The following is an 11,916-nucleotide window of genomic DNA, read 5'->3' as shown; positions in this document are numbered from 1 at the left end:
TTCGGCCAGAGTCAGGCAACCGCCTCGCGCGGCGATCCCAGCTGCAGAAAGCTCTTGAAAGCGGACATCAGAGCGTCATCAAGTCGCGCCTCTGCACCGACCAAACGCAACCCGGAAGGTGCCCGACCTATAGCGGTTTCGCGTCCAGATTTGCGCCGCTCACCAGCCAGCCGACCATTGGCGGCTCGCCGCACCGCGAGCACCACAACTCACGCCGCAGCCCGAGCAGGTGTAGGCGCTCGCCCTGCCCGACCAGTGCCACAAGGTCACGCCGCCCGATGATACGGACGCGGCAGGCGCAGGGCAGCCGCACCGCCTCGTCGCGTGCCAGGAAGGCGACCGTGTAGGGCGGCGCGAGGTCCATGGGAAGGTTCAGCCGGGGCCGGAGCCATGGGGCGCGGGCGGGCGCCGGAGGATGACGTAGCCGCTGGCGAGCATCTGCTGCACCAGTTGCTCCGCTGCAAGCTTCGAGGCGTATTCATGACCCGTCCGCCGCGCCTTCCCGCGCTCGTTGAAGCGCATGGCGTAGGCGAGGGTATCGGCAACCTCTTCCGGAGTGACAGGCCGCAGGGCGCGCCCATCGAGCTCTACGGAAGCCTCCGCCGGCCGGTGCGCGCCGACCTCGCGCAGAAGGCCCGCCACCGCCTCGTCAATGACGCTCACGGGCAACGCTGGCAGCATCCCGCACCCCAGGCCCCGCGCCTCCGCCGCGGCCTCCGCTAGGCTCTTGGTGCGGATGCCGATGGCGGTGGCGAGGACCGTGCGCATCTGGCGCAGGACGTCGGGATCAACTTGGCCGGGTGGGTTCATGCCGAGAGGATGTTCTATTTATGTTCCAACGGCAAGACAGAGCCTCGGTTCAGGTGCACTGCCCTCGCTGGGCACGCAGTAGGGGCATATCTTCCGAATGGAGATAGGGGCGCGCCACGTGGTCGCGATTTTCATCCTGCTGGCGCCGGCGTCAGGGTTGACCGACGCATTCCGCTGGCGCGAGCCGCGCCGTACCTTACCCTGCCGGCGAGGCGTGGTCTGCGCCGCCTTCCGGTGGGCAGACCACGACACCCTTACGGCGTCCTGCATTGGACAGGCAAAGCCGATCCCGGATGGGCGTGGCGGCGGCGCCAGCGCTACGGCACGCGAGCTGGAGCAGCGGTGGATCGCCGACCTGCTGCCTGACCGTGAACCTTCTGCGGTGCACGCCTCGCTGCGCGCGCATCCGGAGGCTAGTTTCGTGGCCAATGACTGTGTGGGTGGCTTTGCCGGTGTGGTCAGAGAGGCCGCGCCCGGGGTGATCCAGATCACGGACCGATGGCGCCTCATGGAAGAACGCGAACGCCGCCTTCCTGTAGGCCGTGCCCGACGCGCTAGGTCCGATCCGTCGGGCCCTCAGCTGCGGCGCAATCAACCCGGACCTGCTGAGCGCCGCCGAGCGCCTGCGGTACGAAAGCAACCTTCGGCGGCGGGAGGCGAACGAAGCAATCCGCGCAATGGTGGCGGCCGGCACCGCCATCAGGGAGACCGTCCGCCGCACCGGCCGTAGCCGTAAGCTGGATTGGGCGGTGCTGGCGACGGCACGAGATCTGATCGAACGCTTCCACCGCATGCTGCGATCGCCGACGCCGGATGTGTTGCCGGCCTGGCCCAACGACGTCAGTGCCAGCATGCTCGCCACCTCACGCCACCCCGAATGGCCCTTCCACCAGATCAGGAACGATTTTGGTGTTGTGCGGTGTGTTCCGGGATATCTGTGGACAGAGGCAGATGCATTTCGGGGGCCAGCGATGGGTGGCGTAAACAAGGTGATTTGGGACCAGAGGGACGCTTCGAACGTCGAGACGAAGATGCACAGCAAGGGTAGGTTGATGCCCGAACCGAAGGAGGCTTTTCGTCAAAGCGGTGTAACGAAGCCTTCCCTCGTTGTGCCACGAGCCGGCTTCACCGTCAGGGGCGCCTCCGAGTGGTCCGGGTTGAGCCGAAGCGCGCTTTACCGCGAGGCCGGTGCAGGACGGCTCGTGTTCCGAAAGGCGGGCCGCACAACGATTGTAGATGGCGCATCCTTAGCTGCATTGGTCGCGTCGCTCCCCGTTGCTGCAATCGGGCCGGACCGCGGGTCTCGGGGCTAGGATGCATTGCTCTGTCGACGGCTCCTCGAGCCCGAGCACGTTCGGCGTGAATGCCCAAGGACGAGCCGGCTGCTGGCTCGGCTCAATCGGGAGCAACCGCTTCGTTAGCGCCGCAGTGTGCGTCTCAGCCCTGCTTCGCTCGCCGAAGGAGGAATTGAGGGATGCCTGACGGTCCGGAACGCTTGATCGCAGCGCCATCTAAGCCGGCGACCAAACGCATGGCTTTGGCGCCGGTGACTTCTGCGTCGGTTAGTCGGAAAGCTGCACCGCGTTCTGCGCCAAAAGGCGCAGGCTATGCAGAGAGCCGTTATCCCGGCGACCTCATCAACAGCATGTTTCAATCGGCGAAGCAGCAGGTCGCGCCCATCAGCCGACCAGCGCCCATGCCTGATTCGTTCGACGCCATGCTTGAGAGCGCGATCAAGCAGGTAGGGCCGCAGAGCCGACCAGCGCCCAAGCCGGCGCCACCGGAATCCGAATGGCCCTTCTACTGCCTCGGCTACGACCGCGATCGCTTCTTCCTCTACACGAAGGAAGGCCGGCAGGTCATCGCGATGAGCGCCAAGGACCTGTCCAGCCACGGCATGCTTCTCAAGCTCGCCAACATCAACTGGTTCGAGGAAAACTTCCCGACCCGCGGCGAGGGCTTCGGCGCCCGCCAGGTCGCCAACGAAGTCATCCGCGCCTGCTACCAGAACGGCGTCTATGACCCCGACCGCATCCGCGGCCGCGGTGTCTGGATCGACCGCGGCCGCAGCGTCCTCCACATGGGCGACCACCTCCTTGTCGATGGCGTCCCCACCAGCCTGACCGCCATCGAATCGCGCTTCATCTACGAACAGGCCCGGTCCATGCGCGTGGACCTCGGCGAGCCCCTGACTGATGAGGAAGGCAAGCGGTTCCTCGCGCTCTGCCGCGCCGTCGCCTGGGATGATCCCACCCGCGACGGCAGCTTCTTCGCCGGCTTCATCGCCAGCGCCATTATCTCCGGCGCGCTACCATGGCGCCCGCATATCTGGTTGCTGTCCGAGTTCGGCGGCGGCAAGACCTGGGTGCAGGACAACATCCTCACTCCCGCCCTCGGCGGCATCGCCCTGGTCCTGCAGGGCAAGACGACCGAGGCCGGTGTTCGCGGCGAGCTGGGCAACGACGCCCGCCCCGTCTTCTTCGAGGAAGGCGAGACGCAGAACGAGATGGACCGCGCCCGCATGCAGCAGGTCATCGACCTGGCGCGGCAGGCATCCAGCGAGAACGCCCCGCCCATCGTGAAGGGCACCAAGGAAGGCGGATCCCGCCGCTACGTCATCCGGTCCAGCTTCATGTTTGCCAGCATCAACGCCGGCCTCACCCAGGCCGCCGATGAATCCCGCTTCGCCGTCCTCACCCTCTGCGGCGGCAACCCCGACCAGTTCGCCGCCCTCAAGCTGGCCCATCAGGAAGCCATGGTGCCGAACCTCGCCGGCCGGCTGCTGGCCCGCCTGCTGGTGATGATCCCGACCATCCGCGCCAACTGCGACGCCATGGCCGAGGCCATCGCCAGGACCGGCGCAGGCCGTCGCGTGGGCGACACCATCGGCACCCTCATCGCCTGCCAGATGGCCCTGGTGGATCAGCGCAAGCTCACCCCCGAGGAAGCGGCCAAGATCGTCGCAGGCCGCGCCTGGGTCCGCGAGGCCGCCGCCGAGGCAGTCACCGCGCCGGAGTATGAGCGCGCCCTCGCGCACCTCATGCAGGGCGAGGGCATGCGTCGCACGGTCGGCAGCCGGCAGGAATCCGTCAGCATCGCGCAACTCATCAGCGCCACGGACGGCTTCGATGAGGACATCAAGCCAAACGAAGCGGACATTCACCTCCGCCGCATGTGGATGCGCGTGGTGGATCACCGCGAGCATGGCCGGTGCCTGATGATTTCGACGCGCAGCGATGCCGTCGCGCAGCGTTTCCGCAACACCCCATGGGGTGCCGGCTGGCTATCCACCCTCGCCCGAATACCCGGAGCGCATCGCAACGTCACCGCGCGCCTCGAGGACGGGACGCAGAAATGCCTTGCAATCCCCATCGCCTCCATTGCACAGGAGAGCACCGATGCTGCTTGATCCGCGCCGCGAGCGCGCCTTGGCCCCAGGGGTAACAAGGGTAACAAGCGGTAACGAGAAAATCCCGAACGATCAACGGCTTACGCCGCGTGTTACCTTTGTTACCGTGTTACGGCCAAATCTACACACCTACACGCGCGTGTGTGTGTGTAGCTCTATTATCTTATCCGGTAACAAGAGTAACAAAGGTAACAAGGGTAGAAAGCCCCAATCCGATCAACGGGTTGCGGTGTTACCTCGGTGTTACCTTTTCGGCGCGGGCGGTAACAACCTCGCCCAGCACCCCGCGGTGTCCGCATGACCCGCGAATTCGCCCTCTGGTGCGCCTACTCCGCCATGCTCGACGCGCTGGCGCCCGTCGCCAACGCCGCCGAGGACGCCGCACAGCGCGCCGTCACGGCCGGCGCCACCACCGCCGACCGGGAGTTCACCCGCACCGTCGCAGACCGCCTGGAGGCCGAGCGTGAGCGCGTCCTGATCGCTATGCGGAGGTTCGCCCCGATCCGGTCGAGCAGGCACCCCAGGCGCCCCCACGGGCCGCCCAAGCGGCACAGCGGGGGAGGCGCTGATGCACAAGCTTCCACGTAAGCCGAAGCCGCCCAGCAAGCTTCCAGCGAAGCCCAAGGCCAAGCGCGTAGCCAAGCCGCCCCCGCGCTTCGCCGTGCCGGCCACACCGACCGGCCGCCCAAGCAGCTACCGCCCGGAGTTCGCCGAGCAGGCTGCCAAGCTCTGCACGCTCGGCGCGACCGATATCGAGCTGGCCGACTTCTTCAAGGTGGAGCGCACGACCATCTGGCGCTGGTCCCAGGTCCACGCCGAGTTCTGCAACGCCCTAAAGGTCGGCAAGGACGCCGCCGATGAGCGCGTGCAGCGCAGCCTGTTTGCGAAGGCCATCGGCTACACCCACGACGCGGTGAAGGTCCTCCAGCACGACGGCGCGCCGGTCATCGTGCCTTACCGCGAACACGTTGCCCCCGACACGACGGCCGCGATCTTCTGGCTGAAGAACCGCCGCCCGAAGGAGTGGCGCGACAAGCAGGACCAGGACCTGGGCACCGCCCCCAACCCCATCGTGGTGCTGCTTCAGCAGATGCGGGCCCGGGCGCTCCCCGTAGTGCTCGTGGTGGACGGCCCCGCAACCGAAATCGAGGACGAGACATGACCAGCCTGACCAACGGCATCGAGTCGGATTCTCATGCCCAAGCGGAGCCGGTATTTTCGGCACCGATCTGACCTTCCGCGAACGCTGCGACACCATCCAGTGCGTCGGGCCTTGTGGCGGCGGCCATGTGCTGTTCCATGCGCAGGCTGATCCGGGGCGATGGCTGGTAGCGCGGTTTCAGCCGGCCGCCGTCTAGGTCGCGCCCGACACTCCTAACACGCTGCCCGAGTTCTTCCTGCTGCTGGGCAATGCCTTCGAGGCCACGGAGGCGGTGGAACACCTCGACGGCGTTGATCCGGAGCTGGATGTACAGCTCGTGGCCGCCACAACCAGGCTGATCGACTCCACCGCCCGCCGCGGCGGCGAGGGGGAGGAGGCGCTGGCGGGCCGGCCGGCGAGGATCGCGCGCAGGGAGGCCCGGGTCGCGTCGAACGGTTGGGCGGCGTCCCAGGCGGCAATCACAGCGACGGCGGCGGCGCGCAAGGTCGGACGCGGGGCGGGCGTATCCTGCTGTGCGGAGGCTTCCTGGGGTGCGGGGGCGCCTCAGGGCTAAGGAGCGGGCTAATGGGGGCAGCGGCCTCCTGGGTGTCGCTGGAAGGTCGTCCCGGCGCCGAGCCTGACGGATCCAGGCCGATGGCGGCCAGGCAATTGTCGGTGATGCGGAGCGCGATCCATACGCTCGCCTCGTCCTGCGGCCAGCTAAACCCGGCATGTTCCGCCGACCCCGGCACCTCGGTGAGAAGGCCCCCCTTCAGCATGCTGCGGAAGACGGCGTTGCGGGCAGCCGCGGGGATCTTTGGCAGCGGGGCCAACCGTGCCTTCTGTTTCGCGGCCTGGCGAAGGATCTGGGATTGGGTGTCGGATAGCGTCATGGTGGTGGTCTCGGGCTTCAGGCGCCGAGGATCGGGCCTTACCACCAGGCGCCCCGCCGGGGCAGAACCTGGTCGAGGCGTGACCAACGCTTCGCTCTGCGTGCGAGCAAAGCTAAGCGCGTCCTGCAAGCCATTGCGGTGATCATTCGACACCGTGCGCCGGCGTCGCGCGTCCAGCGCTTTCTGGCAGGCGTGCCGAACACGCGCGCGGCGGCATTCCGGCAGACGGCGACCGAGGTCGGCGTGGAGGGGCTAATCACCATCGCCACCTCGACCACCACCGCGACCTTCATGAGGGATTTCTGCGTCGGTGGGCTGACCGACCTCACGCCGACCGATCGGGCGGTGACGCTGACGGCGAACCACGGGCTGGGCTGGATGCTCCATGCATCCCAGGCCAAGGAGTTCGCCGTGGCACATTGGCTGACGGGGGGGCGCTTCGGGCGGGCGGTTGTTCGTGCGGGTGTTCGACGGCGCCGGGAACGTCCGCGAGGACATCGCGGGCGATGTGCTGGCCTCGATCACCACCATGCAGTGGAACGGCCCGGCCAAAGGGTGGAACGCCGGCGCGCCGATGGACGATGCAAATTTCAACCTGCGGCAGACGATCCGCGTCGGTGCGTCGGTGGCCTATGCGCAGGTGGGGGTGATTGGCTTCGATGGGCTGATCGATCTGCAGTCGCTGCGGCTCTACGGGCTGCCGGAGGCGGCGCCCGCGGTGCTGAACGGTTCGCCGCTATTGACGGGGGCGCTGTTCGGCTCCGGGCGGCGGGAGTTTGCGGCGGAGGTGTCCTGGGATCTGCCGAGCCTGGCGCCGGGGGCGACGGCGCTGATCGATGTCACGGTGAACGGGGCGCGGGCCGGGGACCTGGCGCAGGCATCGCTGATGTCGTCGACGCGCTTCATCGAGCTTGATGCCGCGGTGTGGTCGAACAACACGGTGCGGGTCATGGCGCGGAATATCTCTGGCGCGACGTTCGACCTGGCGGCGGCCACCCTGTCGGTAGGGGTGGCGAAGCGGCGGGTGCCATAACCTCATTCGCCTGCGAAAGGCGGATAGGCGTGCCCAGCAGTGCCACCATGCAGAGCACGCTCCATCCTTCTCGGCCAGCCCTATGTCGACCAGCCTGGTGGGCGCCAGACGGGGTCGCCGCCATTCCCACCACCGCCATCGATCCGTCCCACCGTGCGGCGTCTCCGACGGTCCCCGCGCTTGTGGCTCCGGGTCCCCTGGGAGGCGAGCCTAACGGGACTGGTGGGACGGGTCACGCATGAAGATACGCGCCCGACTTGGAACGGGAGCGCAAAAGGCCCGCTGACGCAGCGGTTCCCACCGCAGGCTCGCCGCATTACTGCCTTCCTCATTACCGGCGGCGATCATCAGTAGGCGGAAGCGCGGCATGTCGGCGAGGGTGTGTTGGATCTGCTCCGGCGCCCGGAGATAATCGATGCAGACGGCGAGTTGCCGGGCGATGCCGAGGCGTTGCTCGACCCCACGCAGCGCCAGCAGACACACATGGCTGGGTTTCTTGCTTCAGCGTTTCGGTTTCGATACGCGGCAGCGCTTTTGCCGCGCTTGACGCAGACATTCACGTAAGTGGGCGGCAGCAGCTTCACCTCATGCCCGCGCGCGGCGATCTCGGGCGCCTAACAGGGCCAGTGCCACATGCCTTGATCCCGAACAGCACCTTCGGCTGCGCCTCGAACAAGCAAAGCACCTGGCCACGGCTGAGCTTGCGGCGCAGCACGACCTGGCCGCCCGCGTCGACCGCATGCACCTGGAAGAAGTTCTTCGCGATGTCCAGGCCGATGGTCACCGGGACGGCCTTTGCGGTATTCTTCATGGTGGACGGCTCCTTTCGCTCGATGCCTGTGCGGCTCCGAGCTTGGCACAAGATGCCGCGTAGGGGCCGTCCACTCCATCAGTTCTCAGGGGCAACCAACAATCGGGCGAAGCTTCGTCTCCTGGGCAGGCTTCCGGTAGAGCCGAATCCATTGCCCACTGTTCAGTGCAACCGGTAAGGTGCCGGAATGGCTGGAAGACGAAAAAGCGTAGGTATAGAGGCCAGGGCGACCTCGCGGGAGGAGGCGATCAGGAAGGCGAGGCTCTGCTACGTCAAGGAAGCGTATGCTCCGCGTCTCGAGGTAGGCCAACTCTTCGATAGATTACAGGGCATGGGAGACACCGCGGGAGGCCGCCCTACAGGCGTCGCCCTAAATCTTTTGCATACCGGGAAGGATAAGATCGTCGATATTGGAGAGAGAACGCTAAGAAACTACCTCGACATAAGAGAAAAGAACTTCCCAAGCGATAGAAATTTGTGGAAGATACTTCTGGCGATTGTCAAAAATTATTGGTGGGACTCGCACAGAAGCAGATGGAAACTTCCAGAAAGTCCATCAGCGCCTCACAGTAGCGACGGCGCTGACGCCTTGCACTCGCGCATGGCGGCGATGGCGGACGGCCTCGCGGAGTTCGTTCTCGCAGGGCGCGGAAGTCCCTACCTCATTCTCAACGAAGGCAGCCGCTTTCCCGCCCTCGAACTGGGGTTCGAGCACCTGAGCGAGTTGCCCGACGCATCCTTGCCGGCTCCCGGGTTTGCCGGCCTTGGCGCGTTCAAGGGCAACCAGCAAGCCAAACTGTACCTCCAGGGCAGCCAACTTGAGGGGCAGCCTGAGGAGTGGGCGGTCTTGCGGCACGTCGCAATTGAGAGGCCCGCAGAGTTGGAGCTGCTCACCGCGGTTGAGGAGGGCTCACGGCTCAACCTTCTGACAGGTGCTGCCGGAGACGGGAAGACGACCATGCTGCTCCGCCTCGGCATGCGGTTGCGGGAGTTAAGATGGCGAGTCTTTTTGGTTCGGCGCCTGCCGCGAAGGACACCCTTCCCCGCCATGCCTGACTTCGGCACCAGCGGTGTCAGGACGTGCGTCATCATCGACAATGCGGACCAGGCAGAGGGATTCCACCAACTCGAAAATGATCTCGCTGCCCAACCTGCACTGAGTGTTGTGCTGGGTGCGCGAAGCCACCGGTGGCAGCGGCGCTCTTCCGAATTCGAACGCCTCCGCGAGATCCATCTGCCTCGACTCTCTGAGATGGAAATGGCTCCGCTAGCCGATGCGATCGTCAGGCACGGTGCTGCCCAGCCGGCAGCGGCAAGCGACGTTGTTCAGGCCCGGATTGCCGCGAGCGTCTCCGGCGAATATCCGCACCTCCTCGCAGCGATGCTGGCTGCAACGCGTGGCAAGAGCTTCGACGCGTGCATCGAGAGCATGATTGAGGATTTCCATCAAGCTGGCGACGATTGGGCGCTCAAGCTGGTGGCCGGCTTTTCATGGCTCGATGAACTTAGCGGAGGACATGCTGGTCGTATTTCGCACCACATCCTGAGGGCAACATTGCGCTACAATTTCAAGCGCCTTGAGGGGCGGGAGCCGGATGCTGGCTTCATCGCCAAGGCGATCACCCGGATCAGCTCGGAAGTGGTACCACTCCATGCCGAAGGCGCTACTAAATCTGCCGGCTCCGAGTATGATGTGCGGCATCCCGATATCGCTCGGCTTGTGCTGCGCCGAGTCTATGGTTGGAATCAGGAGGGACAACCTGCGAATCTCTCTTTGCTCTGCGAAGACCTAGGTCTAGCGGCGCAGGATGAGGTCGATATGGATGTCGCAGAAGGCCATTCGAAACGCAGCAACAACTGGCGAACTCGTGCAAGCTCGCAAGGGTTGAGGCTGTTAGATAGCCGGCACCAGGATCGCAAGCGCATCTGCCGCGAATTTGGACGTGCACTGCTGCGCAGCATTGTCGATCGCCTCGGCTTTTACCCGGAGGAGAGGTATCTGGCTACGGGACTTCTTAGGGCCTGGGCTCGCGCCGAACGGCATCATCCCACTGCCGGCGAGCCCTTCCGCTACGACGGTGCGCGTTATCTCGACGCCCTCTACGAGGAAGCCCTTGACCGCCAGCCGGATGCCGCGAAGGCAACACGGTTTCAGTGGGTTCAAGAGCTCTGGCACATCCGCGATAACGTAGAGGCAGATCGACGGACATCGGTTCAAGATGAAACCGCGGCGAACGACGAAGCAGTGCCGTACTCCTACCGGTGGCTTGCGAGGCAGGTTTGGGAAGATGGTAGTCGAGGTTCTATAAGATTCGTGAGCCCATGGATCAGAGAAGAGGTCTCTGTGGGCAACATCGGTTCTGCTGCTGATCCCTCACGCTACACCGCCCGCTGGATCGCCCGCGCAGCGTGGAAGGACGGTGTGCAGGACGAGCAGTTCCTCACGACCTGGATGCGGCTGGAGGTGGAGAAGGGCGAAATCGGCAAGGGCGCCGATCCGCCCGAATACTCCGCCCGCTGGATCGCCCGCGCAGCGTGGAAGGATGGAGTGCGAGCCCAGGAATTCCTCACGACCTGGATGCGGCTGGAGGTGGAGAAGGGCGAAATCGGCAAGGGCGCCGATCCGCCCGAATACTCCGCCCGCTGGATCGCCCGCGCAGCGTGGATGGACGGTGTGCGGGACGAGCAGTTCCTCACGACCTGGATGCGGCTGGAGGTAGAGAAGGGCGACATCGGCAAGGGCGCCGATCCGCCCGAATACTCCGCCCGCTGGATCGCCCGCGCAGCGTGGAAGGATGGAGTGCAAGCCCAGGAATTCCTCACGACCTGGATGCGGCTGGAGGTGGAGAAGGGCGAAATCGGCAAGGGCGCCGATCCGCCCGAATACTCCGCCCGCTGGATCGCCCGCGCAGCGTGGAAGGACGGTGTGCAGGACGAGCAGTTCCTCACGGCCTGGATGCGGCTGGAGGTGGAGAAGGGCGACATCGGCGAGGGCGCCGATCCGCCCGAATACTCCGCCCGCTGGATCGCCCGCGCAGCGTGGAAGGATGGAGTGCAGGACGAGCAGTTCCTCACGGCCTGGATGCGGCTGGAGGTGGAGAAGGGCGACATCGGCAAGGGCGCCGATCCGCCCGAATACTCCGCCCGCTGGATTGCCCGAGCAGCGTGGACGAAGGGGCTGCTGACAGGGACGCTCGTCGCGGCCTGGATGCGGCTGGAGGTGGAGAAGGGCGACATCGGCGAGGGCGCCGATCCGCCCGAATACTCCGCCCGCTGGATCGCCCGCGCAGCGTGGACGAAGGGGCTGCGGAGCGGGCCGTTCATCGCGACCTGGATGCGGCTGGAGGTGGAGAAGGGCGACATCGGCGACTTTGACGCGCCGGCGCCCCACACCGCCCGCGGGATTGGGCGAGAGTGCTGGATCAGAGCTCTAGAATCGAACGACCTATCCGTTCCGATCCGATTGATCCGGTTGGAGCTAGAGAGGGAGGCGGGGGCATCATCGTCAGCATCGGGAAGATGGTCTCCGACGCAGCTGCAAGCGGAGTTGTGGAGCCGTGTGAAAGGGAGCGTCAGCCTGGTTCGCTACTGGATCGTGGCGCAGCTCGGGAGCGGCAATCTGGGCGAGCAACACGCTCCTGAGCCGTTCACGGCTTGGTGGCTCGCCGCGAACGCCCCCGCATCGGCTCGATCGGAATTCGAGATGCTGATCGAGACCGGTCCGCCAAGCGCGGACGCGGAAGGTGATCAGCGGTCAGACGCGGTCGCATAGCTTCGGCACCTACCACGCTGAGAGGGCGCAGCCTGCGGCTGCGCCCT

Annotated in this window: 10 protein-coding genes and 1 pseudogene; 6 read left to right on the top strand and 5 right to left on the bottom strand. The window is 65.7% G+C overall.

Annotated features, from left to right (window positions below; translation table 11 throughout):
* Nucleotides 1-127: 127 nt before the first annotated feature.
* Nucleotides 128-364: a hypothetical protein gene (locus tag ACFHPP_RS26245; RefSeq protein ID WP_437166200.1), complete on the bottom strand. Its 237-nt coding sequence runs from the start codon at nucleotides 362-364 to the stop codon at nucleotides 128-130.
* 8 nt (nucleotides 365-372) lie between these two features.
* The gene (locus ACFHPP_RS26240; protein WP_437166199.1) at nucleotides 373-810 is read right to left on the bottom strand and encodes a hypothetical protein; all 438 of its coding nucleotides are present in this window, start codon (nucleotides 808-810) and stop codon (nucleotides 373-375) included.
* A gap of 542 nt (nucleotides 811-1,352) precedes the next feature.
* Here ACFHPP_RS26240 and ACFHPP_RS26235 point away from each other — a divergent pair.
* From ACFHPP_RS26235 to ACFHPP_RS26220, 4 genes are all read left to right on the top strand, one after another.
* Nucleotides 1,353-2,123 carry a hypothetical protein gene (locus tag ACFHPP_RS26235; RefSeq protein WP_437166198.1) on the top strand — a complete coding sequence of 257 codons (771 nt, stop codon included), beginning with the start codon at nucleotides 1,353-1,355 and terminating at the stop codon, nucleotides 2,121-2,123.
* A gap of 161 nt (nucleotides 2,124-2,284) precedes the next feature.
* The gene (locus tag ACFHPP_RS26230) at nucleotides 2,285-4,219 is read left to right on the top strand and encodes a hypothetical protein (protein WP_437166197.1); all 1,935 of its coding nucleotides are present in this window, start codon (nucleotides 2,285-2,287) and stop codon (nucleotides 4,217-4,219) included.
* A 297-nt stretch (nucleotides 4,220-4,516) separates the two neighbouring features.
* Nucleotides 4,517-4,807, top strand: coding sequence for a hypothetical protein (locus ACFHPP_RS26225; RefSeq protein ID WP_437166196.1), 291 nt, complete (start codon nucleotides 4,517-4,519; stop codon nucleotides 4,805-4,807).
* Nucleotides 4,788-5,381: a hypothetical protein gene (locus ACFHPP_RS26220; RefSeq protein WP_437166195.1), complete on the top strand. Its 594-nt coding sequence runs from the start codon at nucleotides 4,788-4,790 to the stop codon at nucleotides 5,379-5,381. Before ACFHPP_RS26225 ends, ACFHPP_RS26220 begins: the two co-directional genes overlap by 20 nt.
* A gap of 31 nt (nucleotides 5,382-5,412) precedes the next feature.
* On the opposite strand, the gene ACFHPP_RS26215 is transcribed toward ACFHPP_RS26220, so the two are convergent.
* On the bottom strand, nucleotides 5,413-5,661 hold the full coding sequence (locus ACFHPP_RS26215; RefSeq protein ID WP_437166194.1) for a hypothetical protein: 249 nt from the start codon (nucleotides 5,659-5,661) through the stop codon (nucleotides 5,413-5,415).
* Nucleotides 5,662-6,710: 1,049 nt separating this feature from the next.
* Between ACFHPP_RS26215 and ACFHPP_RS26210 the strand changes: the two genes are divergently transcribed.
* Complete coding sequence (locus ACFHPP_RS26210; protein WP_437166193.1) at nucleotides 6,711-7,286, top strand: hypothetical protein; 576 nt, start codon at nucleotides 6,711-6,713, stop codon at nucleotides 7,284-7,286.
* 288 nt (nucleotides 7,287-7,574) lie between these two features.
* Here ACFHPP_RS26210 and ACFHPP_RS26205 read toward each other — a convergent pair.
* Nucleotides 7,575-7,763: pseudogene (locus tag ACFHPP_RS26205) on the bottom strand (transposase); the annotation flags it as partial.
* A gap of 103 nt (nucleotides 7,764-7,866) precedes the next feature.
* Entirely contained in the window at nucleotides 7,867-8,097 is a 231-nt protein-coding gene (locus tag ACFHPP_RS26200; protein ID WP_437166192.1) for a hypothetical protein, read from the bottom strand.
* A 610-nt stretch (nucleotides 8,098-8,707) separates the two neighbouring features.
* Between ACFHPP_RS26200 and ACFHPP_RS26195 the strand changes: the two genes are divergently transcribed.
* The gene (locus ACFHPP_RS26195) at nucleotides 8,708-11,869 is read left to right on the top strand and encodes a hypothetical protein (RefSeq protein ID WP_437166191.1); all 3,162 of its coding nucleotides are present in this window, start codon (nucleotides 8,708-8,710) and stop codon (nucleotides 11,867-11,869) included.
* Nucleotides 11,870-11,916: the final 47 nt, after the last annotated feature.

This window comes from Falsiroseomonas sp. E2-1-a20, assembly GCF_051433195.1.
Classification (GTDB): Bacteria; Pseudomonadota; Alphaproteobacteria; order Acetobacterales; family Acetobacteraceae; genus Falsiroseomonas.
The sequence above is the reverse complement of the archived record's forward strand: the minus strand, read 5'-3'. Positions and strand labels throughout refer to the sequence as shown.

Excerpts from the sequence above, each read along its gene's own strand:
- ACFHPP_RS26195 (WP_437166191.1), top strand. The coding sequence starts at position 8,708 with ATGGCGGACGGCCTCGCGGAGTTCGTTCTCGCAGGGCGCGGAAGTCCC.
- ACFHPP_RS26200 (WP_437166192.1), bottom strand. The coding sequence starts at position 8,097 with ATGAAGAATACCGCAAAGGCCGTCCCGGTGACCATCGGCCTGGACATC.
- ACFHPP_RS26230 (WP_437166197.1), top strand. The coding sequence starts at position 2,285 with ATGCCTGACGGTCCGGAACGCTTGATCGCAGCGCCATCTAAGCCGGCG.
- ACFHPP_RS26240 (WP_437166199.1), bottom strand. The coding sequence starts at position 810 with ATGAACCCACCCGGCCAAGTTGATCCCGACGTCCTGCGCCAGATGCGC.
- ACFHPP_RS26225 (WP_437166196.1), top strand. The coding sequence starts at position 4,517 with ATGACCCGCGAATTCGCCCTCTGGTGCGCCTACTCCGCCATGCTCGAC.
- ACFHPP_RS26220 (WP_437166195.1), top strand. The coding sequence starts at position 4,788 with ATGCACAAGCTTCCACGTAAGCCGAAGCCGCCCAGCAAGCTTCCAGCG.
- ACFHPP_RS26245 (WP_437166200.1), bottom strand. The coding sequence starts at position 364 with ATGGACCTCGCGCCGCCCTACACGGTCGCCTTCCTGGCACGCGACGAG.